At 63.2% G+C, this 25,858-nt stretch carries 17 protein-coding genes and 4 tRNA genes; all 21 read left to right on the forward strand.

Annotation, left to right across the window (positions count from 1 at the left end):
• The first annotated feature begins 4 nt into the window (after positions 1-4).
• The 21 genes from gltX to ACP3RB_RS02770 all read left to right on the forward strand — a co-directional run bounded on the left by gltX (position 5) and on the right by ACP3RB_RS02770 (position 25,788).
• Entirely contained in the window at positions 5-1,516 is a 1,512-nt protein-coding gene (gene gltX / locus ACP3RB_RS02670; RefSeq protein ID WP_426699356.1) for a glutamate--tRNA ligase, read from the forward strand.
• 2 nt (positions 1,517-1,518) lie between these two features.
• Positions 1,519-1,980, forward strand: a complete 462-nt coding sequence (locus ACP3RB_RS02675) for a hypothetical protein (RefSeq protein ID WP_426699357.1) — start codon at positions 1,519-1,521, stop codon at positions 1,978-1,980.
• A 321-nt stretch (positions 1,981-2,301) separates the two neighbouring features.
• A tRNA-Gly gene (locus ACP3RB_RS02680) sits at positions 2,302-2,377 on the forward strand.
• 477 nt (positions 2,378-2,854) lie between these two features.
• Positions 2,855-2,926: transfer RNA gene (locus ACP3RB_RS02685), tRNA-Gln, on the forward strand.
• A 22-nt stretch (positions 2,927-2,948) separates the two neighbouring features.
• Positions 2,949-3,024: transfer RNA gene (locus ACP3RB_RS02690), tRNA-Glu, on the forward strand.
• 567 nt (positions 3,025-3,591) lie between these two features.
• Positions 3,592-3,666 (forward strand) — tRNA-Val (locus tag ACP3RB_RS02695).
• A 108-nt stretch (positions 3,667-3,774) separates the two neighbouring features.
• Positions 3,775-4,623 carry a cytochrome gene (locus tag ACP3RB_RS02700; protein WP_426699358.1) on the forward strand — a complete coding sequence of 283 codons (849 nt, stop codon included), beginning with the start codon at positions 3,775-3,777 and terminating at the stop codon, positions 4,621-4,623.
• A 253-nt stretch (positions 4,624-4,876) separates the two neighbouring features.
• Positions 4,877-5,473, forward strand: a complete 597-nt coding sequence (gene def / locus ACP3RB_RS02705) for a peptide deformylase (RefSeq protein WP_298593938.1) — start codon at positions 4,877-4,879, stop codon at positions 5,471-5,473.
• A gap of 6 nt (positions 5,474-5,479) precedes the next feature.
• A complete protein-coding gene (gene fmt / locus ACP3RB_RS02710) occupies positions 5,480-6,448 on the forward strand; it encodes a methionyl-tRNA formyltransferase (RefSeq protein ID WP_426699359.1) in 969 nt (322 codons plus the stop codon).
• Positions 6,445-8,403, forward strand: coding sequence for an RsmB/NOP family class I SAM-dependent RNA methyltransferase (locus tag ACP3RB_RS02715; protein WP_426699360.1), 1,959 nt, complete (start codon positions 6,445-6,447; stop codon positions 8,401-8,403). Before fmt ends, ACP3RB_RS02715 begins: the two co-directional genes overlap by 4 nt.
• Positions 8,404-8,457: 54 nt before the next feature.
• Positions 8,458-9,159, forward strand: coding sequence for a ribulose-phosphate 3-epimerase (gene rpe, locus ACP3RB_RS02720; RefSeq protein ID WP_296703063.1), 702 nt, complete (start codon positions 8,458-8,460; stop codon positions 9,157-9,159).
• A gap of 346 nt (positions 9,160-9,505) precedes the next feature.
• Positions 9,506-10,579, forward strand: coding sequence for an ABC transporter substrate-binding protein (locus ACP3RB_RS02725; RefSeq protein WP_426699361.1), 1,074 nt, complete (start codon positions 9,506-9,508; stop codon positions 10,577-10,579).
• A gap of 141 nt (positions 10,580-10,720) precedes the next feature.
• Positions 10,721-12,691 (forward strand): peptidase, encoded by a 1,971-nt coding sequence (locus ACP3RB_RS02730; RefSeq protein WP_426699362.1) that lies wholly within the window; start codon positions 10,721-10,723, stop codon positions 12,689-12,691.
• A gap of 193 nt (positions 12,692-12,884) precedes the next feature.
• Positions 12,885-13,925, forward strand: coding sequence for a plasmid partitioning protein (locus tag ACP3RB_RS02735; RefSeq protein ID WP_426699363.1), 1,041 nt, complete (start codon positions 12,885-12,887; stop codon positions 13,923-13,925).
• A gap of 139 nt (positions 13,926-14,064) precedes the next feature.
• Positions 14,065-15,132, forward strand: coding sequence for a FecCD family ABC transporter permease (locus ACP3RB_RS02740; RefSeq protein ID WP_426699364.1), 1,068 nt, complete (start codon positions 14,065-14,067; stop codon positions 15,130-15,132).
• On the forward strand, positions 15,132-16,238 hold the full coding sequence (locus tag ACP3RB_RS02745) for a FecCD family ABC transporter permease (protein ID WP_308561042.1): 1,107 nt from the start codon (positions 15,132-15,134) through the stop codon (positions 16,236-16,238). Before ACP3RB_RS02740 ends, ACP3RB_RS02745 begins: the two co-directional genes overlap by 1 nt.
• On the forward strand, positions 16,238-17,080 hold the full coding sequence (locus ACP3RB_RS02750; protein WP_060824615.1) for an ABC transporter ATP-binding protein: 843 nt from the start codon (positions 16,238-16,240) through the stop codon (positions 17,078-17,080). Before ACP3RB_RS02745 ends, ACP3RB_RS02750 begins: the two co-directional genes overlap by 1 nt.
• A 520-nt stretch (positions 17,081-17,600) precedes the next feature.
• Positions 17,601-18,989, forward strand: a complete 1,389-nt coding sequence (locus ACP3RB_RS02755; protein ID WP_426699365.1) for an enterochelin esterase domain-containing protein — start codon at positions 17,601-17,603, stop codon at positions 18,987-18,989.
• A 250-nt stretch (positions 18,990-19,239) separates the two neighbouring features.
• On the forward strand, positions 19,240-20,940 hold the full coding sequence (locus ACP3RB_RS02760) for a (2,3-dihydroxybenzoyl)adenylate synthase (RefSeq protein ID WP_426699366.1): 1,701 nt from the start codon (positions 19,240-19,242) through the stop codon (positions 20,938-20,940).
• Between the two features lie 54 nt (positions 20,941-20,994).
• Positions 20,995-21,222 carry a phosphopantetheine-binding protein gene (locus ACP3RB_RS02765; protein WP_049360351.1) on the forward strand — a complete coding sequence of 76 codons (228 nt, stop codon included), beginning with the start codon at positions 20,995-20,997 and terminating at the stop codon, positions 21,220-21,222.
• Between the two features lie 234 nt (positions 21,223-21,456).
• A complete protein-coding gene (locus tag ACP3RB_RS02770) occupies positions 21,457-25,788 on the forward strand; it encodes an amino acid adenylation domain-containing protein (RefSeq protein ID WP_426699367.1) in 4,332 nt (1,443 codons plus the stop codon).
• The last annotated feature ends 70 nt before the right edge of the window (positions 25,789-25,858 follow it).

The raw sequence follows: 25,858 nt of genomic DNA on the forward strand, positions 1-25,858 counted from the left end.
CATCATGACCGAATACCACGGTCCCGTACTCAACAGCCCCGCAGACACCCGCGTCCGCTTCTGCCCCTCGCCCACCGGCACCCCGCACGTGGGTATGGTCCGCACCGCCCTCTTCAACTGGGCGTACGCACGCCACACCGGCGGCAAGCTGATCTTCCGCATCGAAGACACCGACGCGGCACGCGACTCCGAAGAGTCGTTCAACCAGGTGCTCGAATCCCTGCACTGGCTCGGCATCAACTGGGACGAAGGCGTGGGCGTCGGCGGCCCCCACGAGCCCTACCGCCAGTCCGAGCGTAAGACCGCAGGCATCTACAACGAGGTCTTCGCAAAGCTCGTTGAAGGCGGCTACGTGTACGAAGACTTCTCCACCCCCGACGAGGTGAAGGAACGCCGCAAGGCAGCCGGTCAGGACCCGCAGCTCGGCTACGACAACTACGACCGCAACCTCACCGAAGAGCAGAAGGAAGCCTATCGCGCCGAAGGCCGCCAGCCCGTGTGGCGTCTGCGCATGCCCGACGAAGACATCACCTTCAACGACCTCGTTCGCGGTGAAATCACCTTCAAGGCAGGCACCGTACCCGACTACGTGGTCGTCCGCTCCAACGGCGACCCGCTGTACACCTTCGTGAACCCCGTCGACGACGCACTCATGGGCATCACCCACGTGCTGCGCGGCGAAGACCTGCTCTCCTCCACCCCGCGCCAGATTGCGCTCTACCGCGCGCTCATCGACACCGGCGTGACCAGCTTCATCCCCGAATTTGGCCACCTGCCCTACGTCATGGGCCAGGGCAACAAGAAGCTCTCCAAGCGCGACCCCGAGTCGAACCTCTTCCTGCTGCGCGACTCCGGCTTCATCAAGGAAGGCCTGCTGAACTACCTGTCCCTGCTGGGCTGGTCCCTCTCCGCAGACCAGGACGTCTTCAGCATCGACGAGCTCGTCGAGCACTTCGACGTACACGACGTTGTCGCCAACCCCGCACGCTTCGACGTGAAGAAGGCAGAGTCCATCAACGGCGACCACATCCGTGCGCTCGACTCCAAGGACTTCCGCGACCGCCTCATCCCGTACCTGCAGGCTGCAGGCGTACTCGGTGAGACCCTCACTGAGCGTGAAGAGCAGGTCCTCACCGAAGCAGCCCCCCTCGTTCAGGAGCGCATGCAGCTGCTCGGCGAAGCACCCGGCCTGCTCGCATTCCTCTTCAAGGCCGACGAAGAAATCAGCACCGCAGACGACGCACGCAAGCAGCTCAAGGAATCCGCACCGCAGGTCCTCGCCGCCGCTATCGAGGCTCTGGAGCCCCTCGAGGACTTCACCGCAGCCAACATTGAGGCAGCCCTGCGCGCCGCAATCGTCGACGGCCTGGAAATCAAGCCGCGCCTCGCATTCGGCCCCGTGCGTATCGCAGTGTCCGGTGAGCGCATCTCCCCGCCGCTGTTCGAATCCATGGAAATCCTGGGCAAGGAATCCTCCCTCGCACGCCTGCGCAAGCTTGCCGCTGAACTGAGCTAACCATGAAGCAGTCGATCATGGGGCAGGCGTTGCTGAAGGGCACCCTCATGGCGCTCACCAACGCCTGCATTATCTGGCTGTTCGCCTACATCGCCGGCTTTGACCGCTCCGTGTGGATGGTCATCATCATTATTGCCGGCGCGGTACTCGCCTACGTGACCGCATTCCTGGAGGCACGCGCCATGCAGAACGCGGCTCGCGGCGGCGACGTGAGCACCTCCTCGTCTGTCGTGGACTCTTCGGATTCTTCTGATTCTTCTGGCTCTTCGGACGAAGAAGAGGAAGAGGACGACTTCGTGGACCCGGGCCCCGACCCGGACGCGGGCGACTTCGACGCCGGAAGCTCCAGCAGCTCTGACTACAGCAGCTCCAGCAGCTCCGACTACAGCAGCTACAGTAGCTCCGACTACTCTGGCGGCGGCGACTCCGGTGGAGGCGGCGATTCCGGCGGTAGTAGCGACTAAGCTCTAGCTAGTTTTGGTGCGCTCGCAGGTACCTGCGGTGTGTACTTTGAGAGCTCCAGCTCAAGAAAATCCCCTGATCCGGTGGGAATCTGACGACTGAAAAGTCTGAAGAAACCCGGCGGATCAGGGGATTTTTCATAAATTTGAGAATATTTTTTGTGATGGATATTTCCTATAAAATTACTAGTCAGTATCTTTTATTGGGGTGAATCTGGTTCCGCTTGGGGGAGCGAGGTAAGAATTTGGTTTGCGCACCCCGACAAAGACTCGTATAGTAGTACCTGTTGTTGCGACGAACTGAAAAGTTCGAATCGAAAACATGCGGTTGTAGCTCAGTTGGTAGAGCACCACCTTGCCAAGGTGGATGTCGCGAGTTCAAGTCTCGTCAACCGCTCCACTAAAGCCCCGAGGTTCGCCTCGGGGCTTTTTCGTTGTCTACGAAAGTTTTGGCAAGTCTTGGCTTTGGAGATGCGGGGTGGGGTGAGGGTTTTATGATCTTTCCCGAGGTGACTGCTTGGGTGACTGTCCAGCCGTCTGACTCTCTGGCTGCTGGGAAGTGGTGCAGGAAGAAAAAATCTTCAAAAAATTTGGGGCGCAAAGCGTGCTGAGGAGGGGGTAAAGCTACTCTCCGAGCCCCCTCGAAGCTGTCTTGAGGGGCGAAAATCGGCCCCAAAACCCTCTTTTTGAAGAAATTTAAAAAACTTTTTAGCCCTAAAAACCCCGGAAATACGCGGAAGTGGCGGGCATGAAACCGTGAATGTGAGGCGGCTCTCCAGATTTCGGCTTGCACGCCTCCAGAAAGACCCGTATAGTTATTACTCGTTCCGGTGATAAGCCGAAAGGCGAAAAACGGAACGGTAACTCAATAGAGTAATGGGATATGGTGTAATTGGCAACACGAAGGTTTCTGGTTCCTTTGTTCTAGGTTCGAGTCCTGGTATCCCAGCTAACCTCCTAACGGAGGTTGCGGCCCCATCGTATAGCGGCCTAGTACTCCGCCCTCTCACGGCGGCAACACCGGTTCAAATCCGGTTGGGGTCACCACTAGGAAAGAAGCTCTTCATCTTCGGATGAAGGGCTTCTTTGTTTATCCGATGAAAACTGTTTTTAGATTCTATGGTGCCGCGGTGAGCCTCTCACGGCGCCGCTCCTTACGTCGCGGCACTCCGGGGCATGATGGGTTTCCTCGCGCGCTCGGCATCATGCCCCGCCACTTCTTACGGCGTGGCATTCGGACGCATAATGAATTCCCTCGCGCGCTCGGCATTATGCGCCCTCATCACCATACAAATCCGGTTGGGGTCACACTAGGAAAGAAGCTCTTCATCTTCGGATGAAGGGCTTCTTTGTTTATCCGGTGAAAACTGGATTTAGATTCGGTCATGACTTAGCGACTTCAGCAATAGTTAAAAGCTATCTCTGAAGACACTAACCCAGTCCCATAGTCCGTAACTCATGACCAGAGTCCATAAGTCATTACTGAACCCGCAGCCGTCTCCGGTCGGAAGACCTCTTAGACTCTGTGGTGCCGCCGCATACTCAATGGGGATAAAAAAAGGGGCGCGCAAAATTTGACCTTCACGCCAAGCCTCGGTATAGTCTTATCCGTAAGCGTGATTGGCGCAGTGGTAGCGCGCTTCGTTCACACCGAAGAGGTCACTGGTTCGAACCCAGTATCACGCACCAAATAACCCCCGTTTCAAGGAACGGGGGTTTTATTATGCCCAACGGTATTTGTGCCCACAAGCAGTACAACACAGCCGCGGACACAACCACCCGAGAATGAGGTACCCCGTGACAACACCCGAACTCGCCACCGCCACCGACTACGGACGCATGTACGCGCGCGTCCGCGGAGGAGAACCCCTCGTCCCCTCCATCACCACCGTCATCGGGCAGCACGCCAGCGACCTCAGCGGCTGGCACGGGTACATGGCAGCCAAAGCCGCCCTCGAAGACCAGCGCGCCTACCGCGCCACCGGATCCCACGGCCTCAAATTCGCCATCATCCGCGACGCAGCCAGCGCCTCCGAACGATACCGCGACGCAGCCGCCGCCCGAGGCGACCGCGTCCACAACTACGCCGAAGCCGTCGCCCTACGCGCCATGGGACGCGAACACAACCTCGACGAAAGCCGCGAACAGCTCATCATCAACGGCGAACAAGCCTACGCCGACCGCTTCGACGAATGGTGGGAAGCCTTCAAACCCCGCCCCCTCGCCGCCGAAATCACCATCTGGAACGACACCGTCGGCTACGCGGGAACCCTCGACCTCGTCGCAGAAATCGCTGGCCGAACCTGCATCATCGACTACAAAACCAAAGGCACCGACAAACGCGGCCGCGTCAAAGCACTCGACGAAAAAGTCGTCATGCAGCTCGTCGCCGGACTCAAAGCCGAAGAATCCCTCGTCGACCCCGACGAAGGCACCTGGGAACCCTGGAAATACGGCGACGCGCCCGTCCTCATGGGCGTGGCCCTCGGCGAAACGCAGGTGTTGCCGCAGCAGGCAAACCCCGCCGTGCTCGAACGCAACTGGTACAAGTTCTGCGCCCTGCGCCGCGTCTGGGAATTCGACCGTCAGGTTCAAGAATTTGAAGACCCCTCGCTCATGCCCGTAGTACCGCCGCCGGTGGCATAGGCCAGTACCCCGCCCGAGGCATAGGGGAGAGGTATCAAAGCCCTGCGGAGGTGAGGCTCAGCCCTCACCCTGTCGCCTCGATTCGTTCTAGATTCGCGCTACTGAATCGGCGACAATAGAACAATAGGCAGAACGGCGCCCGCGCGGCCGCGCGGCCGCTGTGAAAACCCGCTGGGAAAAACCGCCAGCGCAGTTCTGCCGCCATATTGAAATCCGTAAGCACATTCCCGGCACCCGCCGGCAAAGGAGAACCATGACCATCCTGAGCATCCGCACCGTAGGCGACCCGGTGTTGCGCAGCGTCTGCGACCCCATCACCGTCTTCGACGACGACCTGGCACGACTCATCGACGACATGCTAGAAACCATGTATGACGTGGGCGGCGTGGGCCTTGCCGGCCCGCAGGTTGGCATCTCCAAGCAGATCTTCACCTTCGGCGGCATTGACGACCGCGAAGGCTACATCATCAACCCAGTGCTCGAAGTCGGCGAAGAAGACCAGGAAGGCGGCGAAGGCTGCCTGTCCGTGCCCGGCCAGAAGTCCGCGACCCCGCGTAAGAACTGGGCGCGCGTAACCGGCGTGGACCGCCACGGCGAACCCCTCGTGCTGGAAGGTGAGGGCCTGTTTGCGCGCATGCTGCAGCACGAAACCGACCACCTGCACGGCAAGCTCTTTATCGACCGTCTCGTGGGTGAAGACCGCCAGCGCGTGATGCGTGCCCTGCGCGCCGCAGACTACAACACGGTCGCCGCTAAGACCGTGACCGAGCGTGCAGCCCGAGTGGGCGGTGCCTTCGGCGGCGGTGGCGCATTCGGTGCCGGTTCCTCCTTCGGTAGCTTCGGAAAGTAGGCTCACATGCTCAACATCATTTACGCAGGCACCCCCGACGTTGCCGTGCCCCCGCTCGACTACCTGGCGAACTCCGATAAGGTGCGCGTGGTCGGCGTGCTCACCCGCGAAGACGCCCCCGTGGGCCGCAAGCGCGTGCTCACTCCCTCCCCGGTGGCGCAGCGTGCCGAAGAGCTCGGCCTGCCCATCGTGAAAGCAAACCGCTGGAACGACGAAGCTGCCGCGGCCATTGCCGAACTGAACGCTGACGCAGCCGCCGTGGTCGCCTACGGTGCCCTGCTGCCGCTGTCCGCGCTGGAATCCCTGCGCTACGGCTGGGTCAACCTGCACTTCTCCAAGCTGCCCGCATGGCGCGGCGCCGCCCCCGTACAGCGCGCCCTCATCGCCGGTGAGCAGGAAATTTTCTCCACCACATTCCTGCTCGAAGAAGGCCTGGACACCGGCCCCACCTTCGAACAGGAATCCACCCCCGTAGCCGCCGACGACACCGCAGGTGCCGTGCTGATGCGCCTCGCCACCAGCGGCGGCGCACTGCTGGAACGCACCTTCGAACGCCTCGAAGCGGGCGAGAACGGCACCGTGCAGGTCGAGGACGAGTCGGTCAGCTACGCCTCCAAGATGAGCATTGCCGACGGCCGCCTCACCTGGACCGAACCCGCCGAGCGGATCCTGGCACGCTTCCGCGGCGTGACCCCCGAACCCGGCGCATGGTGCGAACTGGGCGAAAACCGCTTCAAGATTGGTGGTCTGGCGGTTGCCGACGAGCGCCTGGTGCAGTCCCTGATCGAGGCGAACGGCGGCCCCCTCGCACCCGGTGCGGTACGTCTGCACGCGAAGAAGGTACTGGTCGGCACCGGTACCGAACCGCTGATGCTGCTGCAGGTTCAGCCTGCCGGTAAGAAAATGATGGATGCGCCCGCGTGGGCTCGCGGCGCTGGCAAGGACATGGCGGAAGGCCTGGTGGTACTCGCATGAGCAACGAAAAGCGCCCCTACAAGGGAGGACACGGCAAGCCCGGTCACGCTGGTAACGCCGGCAACGGCAAGTTCAACCAGGGCAAGTCTCATCAGGGCGGCAGTCAGGGTGAGGGCGGTGCGAAGCGTAAGCGTCGCCGCCGCTCTGGCTCCGGCACTGGTGTGAGTGAGCAGAACCGCCAGCAGTCTCAGAACCGCCAGCGTTCGCAGAATAGCCGTTCTCAGAGCCGCCCGCAGAAGTGGGACGACAACTCCCGCCCCGAATCGCGCACCGGTCGCCGCTTTGACGGCCTGACCAGCGTCGAACGCGCCGCACGCCGCGCCAAGACCGAACACGACGACACCAAACGCGGTGGCGGCGGCACCTCTCAGCGCAATAAGAGTGGCCACGAACGCAACCGCCGCTCCATGTCCGCCCGCGAATTCTCCGCGGCGGCACCCTCCGCACGCTCGCGTACCGCAGACACCGCACGCGCAACCGTCTTCGACGTACTGCGCTCCGTGGCCGAATCTGACGCCTACGCGAACCTCGTGCTGCCCAAGGCGATTCGTAGCCACCGCCTCGACCACCGCGACGCAGGCTTTGCAACCGAGCTGACCTACGGCACGCTACGCCACCAGGGCACCTACGACGCAATCCTCAGCCGCTGCGTAGACCGCCCCCTCGAGAAGGTCGGCACCACCACCCTCATCGTGCTACGCATGGGCGTGCACCAGCTGCTGAACATGCGCGTTCCCGCCCACGCGGCACTGAACCAGAGCGTGTCCCTGGCACGCGAAAAGATTGGTGCGGGCCCGGCAAGCTTTATTAACGCGGTGCTGCGCCGCGTCTCCGAGCGCACCCCCGAAGAGTGGTACGAACTCATCATCGAGGACGCGAAGGACGACACCGAACGCATGGCGCTGCTCGCCTCGCACCCCGGCTGGATTGTGCGTTCCATGCGCCAGGCACTCGTCGCGCACGGCCGCCCCGCCTCCGAAATTGAGCAACTGCTCGAAGCGGACAACCTCGCCCCCGTGGTGAACCTGGTTGCGCTACCCGGCCTGGGTAGCCTCGACGAGGCACGCGAACAGGGCGCCGTCGACGGCGAGCTAGTTGAGGGTTCGGCACTGTACGCCTCCGGCGACTTGGCGCGCCTGGAATCCGTACGCGAAGGCACCGTCCGCGCGCAGGATGCCGGCTCCCAACTGGTGGCACGCGCGCTCGCCGCTGCACCCCTGGACGGCACCGACACCGCCTGGCTCGACCTGTGCGCAGGCCCCGGCGGTAAGGCGGCGCTCCTCGGCGCGCTCGGTATTCAGCGCGGCGCATCCCTGGTCGCCAACGAGGCGGCACCGCATCGCGCCCAGCTCGTGGAATCCTCCATGCGCCCCCTGCCCGAGGACAGCTACACGGTACTCACCGGCGACGGCCGCCAGATCCGCGAGACCCTGCGCAAGAACGCCTCCAACCTGCCCGGCTCCATTGAACCCGGTCAGCTGTTCGACCGCGTCATGGTGGATGTGCCCTGCTCCGGTCTGGGTGCCCTGCGCCGCCGCCCCGAGGCGCGTTGGCGCAAGTCCCCGCGCGATATTGCAGAGCTGCTGCCCCTGCAGCGTCAGCTCCTGGACGCAGCCATTGAGGCGACCCGCCCAGGCGGCGTCATCGCCTACGTGACCTGCTCCCCGCACGCGGCAGAAACCCAGAACATTGTGGCTGAGGTGCTCGAAAGCGGCGCGGTCAGCCTGCTCGACTCCGCCGCCGCACTGCGCGAAGTCGCCCTGCACACCGAGGGCCCGAACGGCGAACCCGTGAGCGTGCTGGAGGGGGAGAAGGACCCCGGTCACACCCCCGAGATCAAGGTTAAGAAGGGCGCCCCGGCCGTGAAGGCTTCGCAGAACCCGACCACCGCTCAGCTGTGGCCGCACGTGCACGGAACCGACGCCATGTTCCTCGCTCTGCTTCGTAAGAACTAGCCGCTTCACCGCCGAGCACCATTCGCCATACGGCACGGATTTGAAAGGAACCCCATGGGTATTGCCATTAACCCGTCGATTCTCTCGGCGGATTTCGCGAACCTGCAGCGCGAGCTGGAGCGCATTTCCACCGCAGACGCCGCGCATATTGACGTGATGGACAACCACTTCGTCCCCAACCTCACCTGGGGCCCGCCCGTGGTCAAGCGTCTGCGCGAAATCTCCCCGGTGCCGTTCGACGTGCACCTGATGATTGAGGACGCCGACCGCTGGGCACCCGAATACGCCAGCATGGGCTGCGAATCGGTGACCTTCCACGCGGAGGCGGCTATCGCCCCCATCAAACTGGCGCGCACCCTGCGTGCTGAGGGCGCGAAGGCGGGTATGGCGCTGCGCCCGGCAACCGCCGTGGAACCCTACCTGGACATGCTCAGCGAACTGGATATGCTGCTAATTATGACCGTGGAACCGGGCTTCGGCGGCCAGGCGTTCCTGGATGTGACCCTGCCGAAGATTGCCCGCGCCGCCAAGGCGATTGAGGGCGCGAACCTGCCGGTGACAGTGCAGGTGGACGGCGGCATCACCGAAGAGACCATCCTGCGTGCCGCGGAGGCGGGCGCAACCTGCTTCGTTGCCGGCAGCTCGGTCTACGGCGTGGATGAGGCGCTCGGCGGCCCGGAGGCGGCCATCGCCTCCCTGCGTGCGGCGGCTGCATCGGTCAAGCGTTCCGGCGGCGGATGCGGTTGCGGCCACTAGCGGTACTCGCCGGTAACGGCGCACGCCAGTAATGGTGCCCGGCATCTATAAAGCCTCAACGCCCCGTTGTGAAGAGCGCCCCGTTGCGGCTCTTCGTGGCGGGGCGTTTTGCGTGCCCGGCTTTCTCAACCGCGGCAGATTCATAGCGAAAACTGGTGGGGAGGGCCACCCATTTAAGCGACATAGTGTCAGCAAGACTGTGACAAAGAGTGAAATATGTTACCCGCGGAATTCCGCGGCAAAACCGGGCATCCTGACGGTCTGAGAAGACAAACAGAACGCGCCTTGATGTAACACTCAGATATCTGTAAGGTTAGGTATAGTTTAGTTATATCTAGGGGGAACTATGTCTTTCAATCGAACCGAGCTGACCGACACCGAAAACCAGGGCGCACCGGGCGTTAACCGCCGTGCCTTCTTTGGCCTCGCGCTCGCCTCCTCGGCTGCTCTCGCCCTCGCAGCATGCAGCAGCGAGACCACCACGACCACCACTTCCGGCGGTTCCACCTCCGGCGGTAACAGCGGCACCCGCACCATCAAGGATATTGACGACGAGAACGTAGAAGTTCCTGCCAACCCGCAGAAGGTTATCGTCCTCTCCGAACCCACCCTTGACGGCCTTCTCGCCCTCGGCGTGACCCCCGTCGGTTCCGTCTCCGGCCGCGGCCAGTCCGGCGTGCCCAACTACCTCGCCGACCGCGCCAAGGGCGTGCAGATCATCGGCACCGTCGCCCAGGTCAACTACGAGCAGATCGGCAACCTTGACCCCGACCTGATCCTCGTCGACTCCACCGGCGTGGACAAGCGCTCCGACGCCTACGAAACCCTCAAGAAGATCGCCCCCGTGGTCTACTGCGGCTACGCGGGCGGCGACTGGCGCATCAACTTCCGCAACGTCGCCAACGCCATGAACATGGTTGACAAGGGTGAAGAAGTCATCAAGGCATACGAGGCAAGCGCCGCAGCGCTGAAGGAGCAGCTCGCCCCCAAGTACGGCGACAAGACCTTCTCCATCGTCCGCTGGGCAGGCAACGGCCCCGCACTGATTCTCAAGGAACTGCCCGCCGGTCAGGTGCTCAACGACCTGGGCCTCAAGCGCCCCGAGGCACAGGACCGCAACGGCCAGGGCCACTCCGAGCCCGTCTCCCTGGAGAACCTGGCAACCATCGACGCGGACTACATGTTCCTGGGCACCCTCGGCGGCGCAAGCCAGCAGAACCCGAACGCGCAGGGCTCCGCAGGCCTGCAGGGCGCCGAAGAAGCACTGAACAAGGCGAAGGAAACCTCCGGCTTCACCAACCTGAAGGCAGTCAAGGACGACCACGTGATTCTCGTGGACGGCTCCAAGTGGACCTCCACCGGCGGCCCGCTGCTGCTCGAAGGCATTGTTGAAGACGTCAAGAAGGCGCTTCCGCTCTAAACGCCCTGTTCTGAACACTCTGTTCTAAACACCTCGTGAAGCAATCACCCGCTGAAGCTTCCTGAACCCCCTTCCCGCCGCACCCTAGACCCGCGGCGGGAAGGGGATGCACGACCCACCACACCATCCTCAAGGACCACAATGACCGAAACTCGACCCGCACGCACCGCAGCCCGCTATGGTGCCGTCGTGGCTCTCGCTGGCGCGCTCATCACCCCGGGAGCCGCGCTGACCGGTACCACCATCGCCTACGCGGAGACCCCCGCAGCCACCCAGCAGGCGGATAAGGCTACCGTCACCATCTCCACCGAGAAGTGGCGCGAAGGTAAGCTCGTGCTACGCGGAACCGGTTTCACTAGCACCGCTCCCAGCCGCGGCGCTGTGTTCGCGGTGAAGTTCCTCGACGCCCTGCCGGATGAGGCTCACCAGGCGATTAACCCGATTACCAAGAAGGGCGGCAACTCGCCCGCAAACTTCATGGCAACCGCCAATGAAGATGGCACCTTCGAGGTTGAGGTGTCCCTGCCGACCCCCGAAAATACCGGTCTGACCGCTGAACAGCTGAAGAGCAAGGGCTGGACCGTGGAGGGTACCAGCCACCGTATCCAGGTGCTTTCCGGCTCCCTGGGCGGTATGGATGCGGACGGTAACACCTACGATCGTCGTGCATCTGTGGCGCAGAATATTACCCTGAGCGACCCGGCTCCGAGCCCCGCACCGACCGCAGAGCCTACTGCGACTGCTGAACCTACCGCTGAGCCTACTGCGGAGCCGAGCGCTACCGCTGAGCCGACCCCCGAGCCGAGCGCAACCGCAGACCCTACCCCCGCACCCAGCGAAGACTCGAAAACCTGCGCCCCCGCTGGCGACTCCTTCACCCCGCGCCTGACCATCGAGAACCCCAAGGCGGTTCAGGGCGGCAAGCTGCACCTGACCGGTGACGGCTGGTGCAACCCCGAAGACAAGAAGGCATCCGTTATCGGCCTGAAGATTGACGATGGCAAGGTATCCCGTAACGACGCCACCGCGGTCAACGATAACCGCACCATCTGGGCTGTCATCACCCCCGATGAAAACGGCCATATCGACACCTGGATTGACCTGCCCACCCGCGCAAACGCAGCCTTCAAAAATGATGAAGACGCCGCCAAGTACGCCTCCGGTGAGCACACTCTGCGACTGCTGACCGGTAGCCTGCGTGAGGGTGACCGATCCGGAACCTACGGCGGCGCCAACAGCCAGGGCGGCATCAACACGACCTTCACCATTGGCGAGTACGCCCCCGGTGACGCACCCGAGCCGGTCAACGCCTCCGATCTGACCGATGGTCACGGCGTGCAGGTGAGCCGTAACGGCTCCACCGTGACCGTGACCGTGCCGAACGCTGAACCGGGCACCTGGGTGTACGCCGCGACCTACCTCGGTAACTCCCCGCAGACCCTCTACGGCTCCGGCTGGAAGCGTCTGGACGGCAACCGTAGCTTCAGCTATGAAACCAGCGTGAGTATGCCCGCCGCCACCTACCGTGTGGTCGTACACAACGGCAACCAGGGTGCTGAAAATGCGGTGCTCGGTTTCGCAGACATGACCGTGGAACGTGCTGTTACCCCTCGTCAGGAAGTTTCCCGCGATGAGCAGGACGCCTCCGACCAGCTGGTCGAAGAGCTGAACGAGAACCCCGCAACCGCAACCTCCACGGCACCTGTGCCCATGCGTAACGCGGGCGGCCGCATCAGCACCCGCGCCACCGACGTGGACGCATCCCTCGCCGCCCTGTCGCAGAGCACCGCTCCGGTTGTGAACCGCGTGCAGGCTAAGGCGAAGGTTCAGAGCGCGCAGAAGTCCCTGGGTACCAGCCTGCAGAAGACTGACGGCGCCGCGAAGAAGGCTGCGAAGGCCGCCGCCGGTTCGAAGAACTCGCAGAACACTCAGGGCTCGCAGGGAACTCAGAACTCCGCAGCAGGCACCAAGGCGCAGGGCCCGGTCATTGAGGGTACCGAGCTGACCGGTCTGACCAAGTGGCTGGTCAACAACGCCAATAACCTGCTGCTCTCGGCGGCTGGCCTGGTGGTTTTGGCTGCGGCTCTGATCCTGCGTACCTCCAAGAAATAAGCTCTCTCAAAAAGTAAGCTCTGACCACACATTCATATCGGCACCGGCTCACGCCCCGTACTCTTGACTCCGCACCCTTGAACAGGGGCGTGGGCCGGATACCCCCAACCACTCGGGTCGCAACCTACTGAACTGTACTGACACGAACCCGGTAGCGTTCAGCTTTGACCCCGGTAATTTTGAAAGGACCACCATGCGTGCACCTTTTTCGGGATCCCCGAAGGCATCCCTGACCTCTAAGGCGCTGACCGCCTGCGCCGCCGCAACCCTGGCGCTGGGCTTGGGTGTTGGCACCGCATCCGCTCTGCCTCCGGGCGGTGCGAAGGCCTCTACCCCCGGCACCTCCTCGACCGTTTCCTCCTCTGTGAGCGAGCACGGCGTGATTTCCTTTAGCGTGAGCGGCTTCCCCACGAACACCGTGGTGTCCGTGAAGGTGGACGACGGCGACCTGTGCCCCTCCGATGCGGCTCAGGGCGCGTGCGTGGTGCACCAGCAGAAGACCGATAACAACGGCAACGTCTCCGGTTCCTTCGTTCTGCCGGATGTAGGCCCTGGTACCCACACCCTGCGTTTCCTTGCGACCGGCGAGAAGCGTGACAAGGACGGTAAGTACCTGGGTACCGAGGCGTACACCAACCGCAGCCCGGAGTTCACCGTGGTGGGCGAGGGCGGTTCGGATAATTCCTCCTCGAATTCTTCGGGTTCTTCCTCGAACCGTGGCTCTTCTGGCTCGAAGGGCAACGGTGGTTCCTCGAACGGCGGCTCGAACTCTAACAGCTCCGACTCCGCAGACGAGGCTCAGGGCTCTAACGATTCCAACGAGTCCTCGTCCAACGGTGGCTCGAACGGTTCCTCGAATGGTTCGGCAGGCGGTGCGGCTGAGGCTGAGACCGTCTACACCGACGCTGAGGGTAACACCATCACCAAGGAGGAGTACGACCGCCTGAACGCGGAAGCTGGCTCTTCCGATACCTCCGCATCTTCTGGTTCTTCCGCCGCTCCCGCTGCTTCGGCTTCTGCAAATGCCCAGAAGAAGGCGACCGCTTCGGCGAGCGCGTCCTCTTCGGCTGTTGCGCGCGGTACTGCGTCGAACCCGAGCGCTTCGGCTTCGGCTAACACCGCGTCCACCGTGCAGACCGTGACCTACGGTGCTGCCTTCCCGTGGATTGGCGTGGTGGTTCTGGGCGTGAGCGTGGTGGTTGCCGCTGCGCTGCTGATTGCCCGCAAGAGCTAAGACTTAACGTCGGATGCGGGTGGGGGAGTGCCCTGCCCGATCCGGCGTTTCTCTCGTTATTTACCGGTGTGCCGGGTGCCCCTCCTGTGGGGTGCCGGGTGTGCCTCCCTGTTTTCTTGTATCGAGCATAAGGAGCATAGTGGCCCGCACGAGCTCATTGTCCCGAGATGTTCAGCAGGAGAGTACGTCCCGTCAGGGTTCTGTGATTCAGGGGCAGAAGTTGGGTAAGCGCCTGGCTTTTCTGTTCTTGTTTGCGGTGCTTTTGGTGGGGGCTGTGGCTGCTTCTTTGCTGTTTGGGTCGAATAATCTTCCGCCGGATCAGGTTCTGGCTGTTTTCAATGGCACTGCTTCTGAGCAGGCGCAGACGATTGTGATGGAGCAGCGTATTCCGCGTACCCTGGTGGGTCTTGCGGCGGGTGCCGCGTTGGCGGTTGCCGGTTCGTTGATGCAGTCGTTGACTCGTAACCCGTTGGCTGAGCCCGGTCTGATGGGTGTGAATGCCGGTGCTGCGGTGGCTGTGATTGCTTCCGTGGTGGTTTTTGGTGTGATGGGTATTTGGCAGTACATGGTTGCTGCGACGATTGGTGGCGCGTTGGCTGCGGTGCTGGTGTATACGCTGGGTCGTGGTCGTGACGGGTCGATTGTGAAGCTTGCGTTGGCGGGTGTGGCGATTTCTGCTGCACTGTCGGCGATTGCGCAGGGCTTGATTTTGGCTGATCAGGATGCGTATAACGAGTTCCGTGTGTGGGTTGCCGGTTCGCTGGAGGGCCGCGGTATGGATATCGCTTCGACGGTGGGTCCGGTGATTGTGCTGGGTGTGCTGGTGGCGTTCTTTGTTGCTCCTGCGATTAATGCTTTGAGTATGGGCGAGGAGGCCGCGACCAGCCTCGGCGTGAGTGTTCGTACGACCCAGAATTTGACGTTGCTGGCGGTGACGGTGCTTGCCGGTGCTGCGACTGCTGCGGTGGGTCCGATTGGTTTTGTGGGTTTGGCGGTGCCGTTTGTGGTGCGTGCTTTGCTCGGTAATGATGTGCGCTGGGTGAATTATGGTTCGGTGCTGTTGGGTCCGGTGTGGCTGCTGTGTGCTGACGTGTTGGCGCGTGTGCTGGTGGCTCCGCAGGAGACTCAGGTGGGTATTGTGGCGACTCTTGCCGGTGCCCCGGTGTTCTTGTTCTTGATGACTCGTCGTAAGGTGGAGGCTCTCTAATGTCGAATTCTTCCGCTCTTTCGATGGCGACCGCCACCACCCCCGCTAATCGTTCGGCGCGTCGTCGTGGCCGCGATTTGGGTGGCCGCCCGGTGCTGACGGTGCGCGGTCCTGTGAGTGCCCAGGTGCCGTGGCGCGTACTGATCCTGAATGTGGCGTTGGTGGTGCTGATTGCGGCGCTGGCGTTTTGGGGCATGTTGCAGGGTGACTACAATATCGCCCCGGATAAGGTGATCCCGGCGTTGCTGGGTGAGGGCAAGCAGATTACGGTGGCTTTCGCTCAGCAGCGTGCGGCGCGTATTGTGGCGGCGCTTCTGGTGGGTGCGGCACTTGGTCTCTCGGGTGCGATTTTCCAGGTGATTTCGGGTAATGCCCTGGGATCGCCGGATATTATCGGTTTCACGAATGGTGCCGCGACCGGTGCGCTGTTGCAGATTATTGTGTTCAATTCCGGTCCCGTTGAGGTTGCTCTGGGCGCTGTGGTTGGTGGCTTGGCTACCTCGGTGCTGGTGTGGTTGTTGACGCGCCGCACGGGTCTGCACGGCTTCCGCCTGGTGCTGGTCGGTATTGGCGTGGGTTCGACCCTGGCGGCGTTTAATTCGCTGCTGGTGGTGCGTGCCTCGCTGACTCAGGCGCAGACTGCGGCGTCCTGGCTTGCCGGTTCGCTCAATGACATCACCTGGGAGCGCACCTACGCGCTGCTGGGTCTGCTGCTCGTGGTGACTCCGCTGCTGCTGATGCTGGTCCGCCCGCTGGGCGCGATTCGTTTTGGTGACCAGGTGGCATCCGGTTTGGGTGTGAGCGTGAACGCGTACCGTGTGGCGGCTCTGTTCATCGGTGTGCTTCTGGTTTCGCTGGCGACCGCGACGACCGGCCCGATTGCCTTCGTCGCCCTGGCGGCACCGCACATCGCGAAGACTCTCGCCCGCAGCGGCGGGGTGGGCTTCACCTCCGCGGCACTCATGGGCGCGCTCATGGTGCTCGGTTCCGACCTGATTGGCCGTTTCGCTGTTCCCGGACGCATCATTCAGGTGGGTGTGGTGACCGGTGCGATTGGTGGCCTGTACCTGATTTACCTGATTTACCTCGAAAGGAAGAAGAGCTAGTGAACACTAGTGTGACGACCCGCCTTGAAGGCGAGAACATGGTGGTTGCCTACGGTGAGCATACGGTGCTCAACGGGGTAGATTTTCAGGTGCCGGAGGGGGAGCTGACCGTCATCCTGGGCCCGAACGCTTGCGGCAAGTCGACCACTTTGAAGGCTCTTGCCCGCGTGAACCCGCTCAAGAAGGGTGAGGTTCGCCTGGACGGCACCCCGCTGCCGCAGATGAAGTCCCGCGCCATCGCTAAGATTCTGGCGATGCTGCCGCAGACCCCGGAGGCGCCGAGCGGCGTGACCGTGGCGGATGTGGTGGCGCGCGGCCGCTACCCGCACCAGTCGCTGCTGCGTTCCTGGTCCGATGAGGACGAGCGAGCCTGCGTGGAGGCGATGCAGGCGGCGAACGTGCTGGAGCTTGCGGAGCGTCCTATTGAGGCGCTTTCGGGCGGTCAGCGTCAGCGTGTGTGGATCGCCATGACCCTGGCGCAGCAGACCCCGCTGATTCTGCTCGATGAGCCGACCACCTACCTGGATATCACGCACCAGATTGAGGTGCTGAACCTGACGAAGAAATTGCATTCCGAAGGCCGAACTGTAGCCGTGGTGTTGCATGACCTGAACCTTGCTTTCAGGTATGCTACTCATGTTGTGTTAATGAAGCAGGGCCGGATTATCGCTCAGGGTGATCCGCGTGCAATAATTACACCGGAACTTATTCAGGAAGTTTTTGACCTGCAATCGGTCATTATTCCTGATCCGTGCACTGGTACCCCTTTGGTGATTCCGAAGGAGAACCAAACGATTCATATTGCCGCTGACGCTATTTCGGCGGCCCGCGAAAGCGAGTAGTTTTCGCCCCTAAGCCGCGTGGGAGTTTGCGCCAACCGTCTCAGTACGGGTGGAAAAGCTCGGCATTGCGCCAAGCAGCGAACGCTAGGATCTGAGGGACCCAGGATCCCCTGCGCGTAGGGCGCCTACCCGGTGCTCGCCCGTCTTTGACGCATGAACGGACCCGAGCACTGGGTAGGTTCCATTTTGGGAACCCGTAGATGAGGCACCGAGACTGCCGCATGAGACCTTCCTCTTGTGAAGGTTTGATGCACGGTCTCGGTGCCTCATCTCATTTAACTGCGCGGTTTGTGCCTGCTGTTTTTGCCAACTATTTTTACCGCCCCAATTTTCGGCCCCACTTTGGGCGGTGTTTGCGTGTACTGTCATGAATGTCATGTTTTGGTTCTTTCGCTTTTTCCTTTGGCTGGAGTTTGGGTAAGGGATACCATAGAGTGAGGCAGTGGAGGCTAACTAACGATAATGCGCCTCCTCACCGATTCTCACCGATTGAGTGTTTTCACAGACCAAGGAGGAACCGTTGGGCGAGCACGAACCCACCGCGACCGTTCCCGCGCAGAACGCTTCTGCACAGGTTGCTTCTGCGCAGCCTCGTACCGTTGCGCCGGCTGTGCGCCCGAGCCCTCCCAAGATCCCGCGCCCTGTACCGGCACCGCGCGTGGACAGCCCCCTCATCAGCGCCCTCATCGCCGAGGCAGTCAGCCCCGAAGAGCTGAACGCCCGCATCGTTGAGGTCGTCTCCGAAGGCACCCCCATCATCGAGCCGGTGCATCTTGACGACGGCACCATCAGTGAGAACGAGCGCATCGTCACCTTCCTGTACTACAACGAGCAGGCGGAGCAGGTGCTCATGTTCATCAACCGCCTGACCGATGAGAAGAACCTTGATCGTTCCCTCATGGCCCGCATCGAGGGCACCGGCTGGTGGCAGCTGAGCATGCAGATGGAAACCACCTGGCGTGCCTCCTACAACTTCTTGCCGGCGCTGCCCGGCGAGCGCCCCGCCTGGCTGGGCGATGACGACCAGGTGCGCCTGCGCGCCGCCCTGGACTCCGGCGAGGGTGACCCGCTGAACCCCGAGACCGTGTGCAACCGCATCGGTCGTTGCATGGGTGTGGTGCAGCTTGAGCACGCGCCGGTGCAGGAGTTTATCCTGACTCAGGAAGAGATTGACGCACTGCCCGCCCCCGAGTGGATGCAGACCTCTGACGGCCACCAGTACGTACTCGGTCGCGTGGGTAACCCCGCCCCGGATGCGCCGCTGTTCATCCAGTTTGACGGTGAGATGTGGTTCAGCCAGGGCATGGAACAGACCCTCAACCGCGCCCATGAGGCGGGCCGTATTCCGGCGATGCACGTGTTCTTCCTGCACTCTGGCGGTCGTGAGAACCGCTGGAAGGAACTGAACGGTGACAACCCGATTGCCGACTACCTGGTGGAGATTGCGTTCCCGCACCTGGAGGCGGTGCACGGCATTAAGACCGACCCGCAGAACATCGTGATTAACGGTCAGTCCCTGGGCGGCCTGTCCTCCCTGCTGGCGGTGCTGAGCCGCCCGGAGGCGTTTGGCGGCGCGATCGCGCAGTCTTCGTCGCTGTGGCAGCCGCAGGTCATGGACCGCCTGGACGAGCTGGAGGCGGCGGGTGAGATCGACCGCCTGCGCCACCTGTACCTTGAGATTGAGGTGGGGGAGCAGGAGTGGGTTCTGGTACCGCCTCACCGCGAGCTGAAGGCGCGTCTGGAAAAGCTGGGCCTGGAGAGGGCACACTGCACGACCTTCAACGGCGGTCACGATTATGCGTGCTGGCGCGGTGCGATTGTGCCGGCCCTGGAACGCATTATTGCTGCCAGCCGGGAGGCTGAACGTACTGAGCCAGGCTCTGAAGAGAACCAGCGAGAGGTAGCCTAGGGCTCCGCCCGGGTAGAGCACACCCCGCATGGTGGGCGTGCGGGGTTCCCGTTAGGGTAAACACCGCCGCGCCCGTATCCTAGAGAAGTACAGCCTAAGAAGAGTGCAGTACTACCGCGCCGCGAGGGGTACCGAAAGGTACCCGGCGTAGGCTGTACACCCGCCCTCATCGACGAGATGGCATCACGCTGCGAACGCACCAGCACGTGAGCGCTATAGAAACCGCAAACGACACAGAAATCGAGAGAAGATGACCGTAGAACGTAGCCCCCTGGCCCCCACACCGCTCATCCCCGAGTCTTTTGCCGCGAAGTACCGCGAAGCCGGCTACTGGATCGACCAGACCATCCCCGAGTTCCTGCTGGATGCCTGCCGCGCAAAGCCGCACTTCCCGGCGCTCGTGGCGATCTCGCACGCGCAGCTCGATGAGGACGGCAAGCCCCAGCAGATTCGCCTCTCCTACGGGGAGCTGGAGGCGGCAGGTCGTGCCGCTGCGGCGCGCCTCATTCAGGCTGGCGTGCAGCCCGGTGACCGCGTGCTGCTGCAGCTGGGTAACACCGCCGAGTACCTGGTGTACCTGCTGGGTATTTTCTGGGCGGCGGCTCTGCCGGTGTTCTGCCTGCCGCAGCATCGCACCACCGAGCTCGTGCACTTTGCGACCCGTACCGACGCGGCGGCGCACGTGTTCTCTTCGCTGACCCCCGGCGCGGATTTCGCCGCCCTGCACGAGGACGTTGCCGCCGAACTGCGCAAGAACTCCCAGGAGCCGCCGGTCGCTATTGACGTTGCCGAGCCGCTGACCCCGCTGACCGACAAGGAGCTCGCTGAAGAGTTCGTGCCCGGCGTCATTCAGAACACCGAGAACCAGCGCGCGAGCGAGCAGGTGGCGTTCCTGCAGCTCTCCGGCGGTACGACCGGCATCTCGAAGCTGATTCCCCGCACCCACGCCGCCTACCTGTACTCGGTGCGCGGCTCGGTCGATATCTGCAAGCTGAACAACAACACGACCATGCTCGTGGTGCTGCCCGCCGCGCACAACTTCACGATGAGCTCGCCCGGTATTCTGGGCGTCATGTGCGTCTCCGGCAAGCTGGTGTTTGCGGCGGATCCGTCCCCGCAGACTGCGTTCCACCTCATTGAGATGGAGGGCGTGACCACCTCCGCGCTGGTGCCGCCGCTGGCTCAGGCGTGGGTCGCCTCCGCGGAGAAGCGCGATGTGTCCCTGCCGTCCCTGCAGACCCTGCAGGTGGGCGGCTCGAAGCTGGCTCCGGCGGTTGCGGGCAAGATCGAGTCCGTGCTCGGTTGCACCGTTCAGCAGGTGTTCGGCATGGCTGAGGGACTGGTGAACTACACCCGCTCCACCGACCCGATTGAGATGCGTCTGAGGACTCAGGGCTACCCGATTAGCCCCGACGACGAAATTCTGATTGTTGATGATCAGGACCAGCCGGTTAAGCGCGGCGAAAGCGGCCACCTGCTCACCCGCGGCCCGTACACGATTCGCGGCTACTACCTGGAGGAGAACGCGAACCGCTACGGCTTCACCGAGAACGGTTTCTACCGCACCGGCGACATTGTGCGCCTGGTCGCCGGCAAGTACCTTGAGGTGACCGGCCGCGCGAAGGACCAGATCAACCGCAACGGCGAGAAGATTGCCGTGGACGAAATTGAAGAGCTGGCGCTGACCCACCCCGACGTTTTTGACGCCGTGGTTCTGGGCATCCCGGATGAGACCGTGGGCGAGCGTGTGGGCCTGGTCATTGTGCCGCAGGAAGGCGCCGACCTGGGCGAAAACCCGCGCCGCACGATGCACGAGTTCTTCACCTCGAAGAAGCTCGCCGACTTCAAGATCCCGGAGCGCGTGCAGGTTCTTCAGGAATTGCCCACCACGAATGTGGGTAAGATTTCTCGCCGCGAACTGCGCGCCAAGCTTGCCGAAATTTTCGGCTAAACCCTTTTCGGCTAAACCCTACGCCCGTATTCCTACCCCTACTTGAGGAGAAAAATGTCCGCATTTGAGACCCTGCGCCCCATCATGGAGAAGTACATCGTCGAGCCCGACTCCCTGCAGACTGCTTTTGACGAGCCGACCACCGACCTGTTCTCGCTGGGCCTGGACTCGATGGGTTCCTTCGCCCTGCTCGACGACCTTGCCGCAGAAGGCGCCGTGATTGAGTTTACCGAGCTGGTGGAGAACCCGACCGTGGAGTTCATCGCCTCCCGCCTGGGCTAAGCGTTACCGCACCCCGAGTGCCCGCCTGCCGCAAATGCAGGCGGGTGCCCGGGGTGTTTGCTACTCGCCTCGCTCGCCCCGCTTAATCTGTGCCGTCTCGCGCCGTATTTGTTGCTATGTTTACCGGCTATGTTTACGCTAGCCAGCGCGAAATGGCGGGGCGGTAGCCTACCTTTCACACACCGCATATCATCCCTAATCCAGACCCTTACTCCAGACCTTTGAGAGGCCACCATGGGCGTAGCTGATACTACCGCACCCGATAGCTTCGGGACTGCTTCCGACCTTCGCACCGCCGCGACTGATCCCGCATCGCACAGTGCTGACAGTCCCTGGCTGCCGCTGACCACGAACGCGCGCGGCATCTACTTTGCCGCCGCGATTGACCCGTCGAACCCCTGCTACAACACCGCGGAGGTTCTGCAATGCCCCGCGGACACCGACCTCGATCTGCTGCGTGAGGCGCTGGTGCAGCTCTACCGCGAGAACGAGGGCTTCGGCGTGCGCACCCGCATTGCCGATGGTGCCGCCTCCCAGCAGATTCTGACCGAGGAGGCGTTCCTCGCGGGCATTGACCTGCTCGTGGACGGGGGCGAACTGGACGGGGGCGAGCTGAGCGACACCGCGAAGGCGGGGGAGGAGAACTCCTCTGACCTGCCCGGCTCTGACTTGCCCGCGCCGGTACGCGCCTGGGCGCAGCGCCTACTCGCCCAGCCCCTCACCACCGATGAGGGCGTGACTGTGCGCAGCGCAGTGGTGCGTTACGGCGGGTTCCTCTGGGTTTACCACTCCTTCTCCCACGTGGTTGCCGACGGGTTCGCCGCGTTCAACGGCCTCTCCCGCGTGGCGGCGATATACCGCGCCCTGTCCGCCGGTCAGCCGGTCCCGGCAACCCGCCGCATGAGCCTGCAACAGCTACTCGACGCCGACGATGCCGCCTCCGACGCCCGTGACGAAGACGTCGCCTTCTGGGAGGCGAGCGGCGCCCTGGAACAGGAAGACACCTCCCTGGCGGGTCGTACCGCCTCCCCGTCGGCGCGGTCTGTACGCCTGGCATTCAGCATTGATGTGCCCACCCAGCAGGCTCTGCTGGATGCGGCAAAGCAGCACGCCGTCTCCTGGCCGGTGCTGGCGACCGCCGCCGTGGGCTCGTACCTGGCGCGTGTGGGCGGCTACCCGCAGGCTTCGTTCGGTGTGCCGCAGATGAACCGTATGTTCGCCCGCACCCTGCCGGAGGCGACCCGCGCCCTGGGTGCGGCGAGCGCGCAGACCGGCTGTACCGCGGTGAATGTTCTGCCGGTGCAGGTTGCGGCGACCGGTCCCATTGCGGAGTCCCTGCACTCGGTGAAGGAGCAGTACGCCCGTAACGCTGAGCATCCGCTGGCTCGTCAGGAAGATTTGGAGCGTACCGCACGTAACGCCCAGTCCAGGCTGTTTGGTGCGCAGATTAACGTGGTGCCCTTTGACGCGGTGCTGCCGCTGGCGGCACCCTCCAAGGACGAGTCCGGATCCGCGGTACCGACCGCGCGCATCCACAATATCTCTGCCGGTCCCGTTGCTGACGCGACCTTCACCCTGCGCGGCATGCCCGGCCGCGGCAACAGCATCTCCTGCGAGATTGACATGAACCCGGCGCTCTACACCGCTAAGGAGCTGGAACGCCACGCCGCCCGCCTGAGCGAGTGGCTGCCCGCCTACGCCGCGGAGGCGCAGCGTGAGGGCGCCTCCCTGAACAATCTCGGCTTGGCGACCGAGGCGGAGCTTGCGACCCTGCGCGAGCTGACCGCCCCGGCGCTGACCGAGCACCCGATGGAGTACAAGACCCTGCTGGGTCGCTTCCGTGATGCGGTGGCGGCGCATCCGCGGGCGCTCGCGGTGCTGGATTCTGCCCCCGCGCCCGGTGAAGTGCTCACCCCCGAGTCGGAGCGCGCCTACGCTTTTGACCGCGCCCTCACTTACGCCGAACTGGATGAGCGCGCCCGTGCGCTAGCCGCGCAGCTGCTGGACTGGGGCGTTCGCCCCGCCGATGCGGTGGGTCTGCGTGTGCACCGCGGTGTGGAGCAGTACGTGGCGCTGTACGCCCTGCTGTACGCTGGCGCCACCTATGTGCCGGTGCTGCCGGATCTGCCCGCCGAGCGTGTGGGCGTGATGATGGAGGACGCCGAATGTTCCCTGCTGTTGCACGGCCCCGGTCTGCAGCCGCTGAGTGCGCAGGAGCTGAACCCGCAGGATCCGCAGCGTCATGCGAACCTGCCCCAGCATACCCTGCCGTTGCTGAGCACTGACGAGCCCACCGGGGTAGTCTACTCTGCACCCGCCGCCGAGGAGCTTCCGGGCACGAAAACCGGTCTGGACGAGGACGCTTACGTGCTCTTCACCTCCGGCTCCACGGGCAGGCCTAAGGGCGTTGCCATCAGCCACCGCGCGATTGATAACCGCCTGCGCTGGCAGCAGCACCAGATTCCGGTGGGGGAGGGCGACCGCGTTCTGCACAAGACCCCCATCTCCTTTGACGTGCACGTGTGGGAGCTGTACTGGCCGCTTGCCGAGGGTGCCGCCGTGGTCATTGCCGCCCCGGATGGGCACCGCGACCCCGCCTACCTGGCGCGTGTGATTGCCGAGCAGTCCGTCACGGCGGTGCACTTTGTGCCGACCATGCTTTCGGCGCTGACCTCTTCGCCGGCGGCGCGCCGCATCCTGGCTGATGCCGGATTCGGGCATGACCGGGAACAGCCTCTGCGCTATGTGGTCTGCTCGGGCGAGGCTCTGCAGAAGGACCAGGTGCAGGCTGCGGGCGAGGTTCTGGGCGTGTACCCGCTAAACCTGTACGGCCCGACCGAGGCGGCGGTGGACGTGACCTTCTGGGAGACCTCCGCCGACCCGCAGCGCGAGAGCGTGCCCATTGGCGAGCCCGTCTGGAACACCGGCACCCTGATTCTTGACCCGACCGGCCACCCCGTGCCGGTGGGTGTGACGGGTGAACTGCACCTGTCGGGTGTGCAGCTGGCGCGCGGCTACAAGAACAACCCGCAGGCGACCTCGGCGGCTTTCGTGGAGCAGGCTCCTGCCGGTGTGCTCGCGCTGCTGAACGGTGAGAGCCAGCGTCTGTACCGTACGGGCGATTTGGCGTGCTGGGAGATTCTTCCCGATGGTCGCGCCGTTATCGGTTACCGCGGCCGCACGGACTACCAGATTAAGGTGCGCGGTCAGCGCCTGGAGCTGGGCGATATTGAGATGGCTCTTGCCGCGGTTGAGGGCGTGAGCGCTTCGGTGGCTCTGCTGTACCGCGGTCTGCGTGAGCCTGCCCTGGCGGCGGTGCTGGAGGTGGGCGACGTGCCCGCCGAGCGTGCCGAGCAACTGGTGGAGGCGGCGCGTAAGCATTGTGCGCAGGTTCTGCCGGATTACATGGTGCCGACCCTGTGGCATACTCTGCCTGCTCTGCCGGTGAGCCCCTCCGGTAAGGCTGATCGTAAGCTCTTGGCGTCCCTCGATTTGACCCCGCAGACTTCTGATGCTGAGGGTCCGCACGGTCTGCTGGAGCAGCAGCTGTGCTCGATTATTGCCGGTGTGCTGGGTCGTGAGCGTTTCGGCGTGGATGAGGATTTCTTCGCTTCGGGCGGTCATTCGCTGGCGGCTCTTGAGGTGATTGCCGCGGTTGAGGAGCAGCTGGGTCTGCGCGTGAGCATCGGTGCGCTTTTCACGCATCCGACCGTGCAGGCTTTGGCGGCATCTATTGCGGGCGAGCGCGGCGAGGGTGCGGAGTTCGCGCCGGTGCTGCCGCTACGTGAGCATCCTGCCGCGCATGATGCCGCTGAGCCCGCTCATCAGCCTGCGCCGCTGTTTATTCTGCCGCCTGCGGGTGGTTTGGGCTGGTGCTATGCGGGGTACCTTTCGCATCTTCCGGCTCAGCAGGGTGTGTATGCTTTGCAGGCTGAGGCGTTCTCTGACCCGCAGGCCGGGTTTGCGTCGAGCTTGCAGGAGTTGGCTGAGGGCTACCTGAAGCTGATTGAGAAGACTCTGGCGGAGCGTTCGTTGCCGCGTCGTTTTGCGTTGATGGGCTGGTCTGTGGGCGGTACTGCCGCGGTGCAGGTGGCGGCCCTGGCGCAGGCTGCGGGTGCGCTGGTTGAGCGTGTAATCCTGCTGGATGCGTATCCTTCGGAGCAGTGGCAGGGTGTGCCTGCGCCGGATGAGCAGGAGAGCTTCCGGGCGCTGCTGCGTATGGGCGGTTTGCCGGAGCCTGCCGCCGGTGAGCAGCTTGATTTGCCGGGTACGTTGGAGCGTCTGCAGAAGGCGGGTTCGGCGATGGGTTACCTACCGGAGGAGAAGTTGGGCGTGTGCCTGGGTAGTATGCGTGCTTCGGCGGCGTTGATGCGTGGTGCTGAGCAGGCGTTCTTTGATGGTGATGTGTTGCTGGTGGGTGTGCCGCATGAGGATCAGCCGTATCTGGATGCGAAGGGTTGGGCGGCGCATGCGTCGTCGTTCCGTGCGGTGCTGCTGGAGGGTACGCACCCTGACCTGGTGAATCCGGCGCGTTTGGCGGAGGTGACCGGCCACTTCGCCGATTAGCCCTCTCTATCTGCAGAGTAGTTAATAAATTAAATGTCCCCGATTGATGAATCATCAATCGGGGACCTTC

The sequence above is a fragment of the Rothia mucilaginosa genome (genome assembly GCF_049990865.1).
GTDB lineage: Bacteria > Actinomycetota > Actinomycetes > Actinomycetales > Micrococcaceae > Rothia > Rothia mucilaginosa_I.

Excerpts from the sequence above, each read along its gene's own strand:
- gltX (WP_426699356.1), top strand. The coding sequence starts at position 5 with ATGACCGAATACCACGGTCCCGTACTCAACAGCCCCGCAGACACCCGC.
- ACP3RB_RS02675 (WP_426699357.1), top strand. The coding sequence starts at position 1,519 with ATGAAGCAGTCGATCATGGGGCAGGCGTTGCTGAAGGGCACCCTCATG.
- def (WP_298593938.1), top strand. The coding sequence starts at position 4,877 with ATGACCATCCTGAGCATCCGCACCGTAGGCGACCCGGTGTTGCGCAGC.
- fmt (WP_426699359.1), top strand. The coding sequence starts at position 5,480 with ATGCTCAACATCATTTACGCAGGCACCCCCGACGTTGCCGTGCCCCCG.
- ACP3RB_RS02715 (WP_426699360.1), top strand. The coding sequence starts at position 6,445 with ATGAGCAACGAAAAGCGCCCCTACAAGGGAGGACACGGCAAGCCCGGT.
- rpe (WP_296703063.1), top strand. The coding sequence starts at position 8,458 with ATGGGTATTGCCATTAACCCGTCGATTCTCTCGGCGGATTTCGCGAAC.
- ACP3RB_RS02725 (WP_426699361.1), top strand. The coding sequence starts at position 9,506 with ATGTCTTTCAATCGAACCGAGCTGACCGACACCGAAAACCAGGGCGCA.
- ACP3RB_RS02730 (WP_426699362.1), top strand. The coding sequence starts at position 10,721 with ATGACCGAAACTCGACCCGCACGCACCGCAGCCCGCTATGGTGCCGTC.
- ACP3RB_RS02735 (WP_426699363.1), top strand. The coding sequence starts at position 12,885 with ATGCGTGCACCTTTTTCGGGATCCCCGAAGGCATCCCTGACCTCTAAG.
- ACP3RB_RS02745 (WP_308561042.1), top strand. The coding sequence starts at position 15,132 with ATGTCGAATTCTTCCGCTCTTTCGATGGCGACCGCCACCACCCCCGCT.
- ACP3RB_RS02760 (WP_426699366.1), top strand. The coding sequence starts at position 19,240 with ATGACCGTAGAACGTAGCCCCCTGGCCCCCACACCGCTCATCCCCGAG.
- ACP3RB_RS02765 (WP_049360351.1), top strand. The coding sequence starts at position 20,995 with ATGTCCGCATTTGAGACCCTGCGCCCCATCATGGAGAAGTACATCGTC.
- ACP3RB_RS02770 (WP_426699367.1), top strand. The coding sequence starts at position 21,457 with ATGGGCGTAGCTGATACTACCGCACCCGATAGCTTCGGGACTGCTTCC.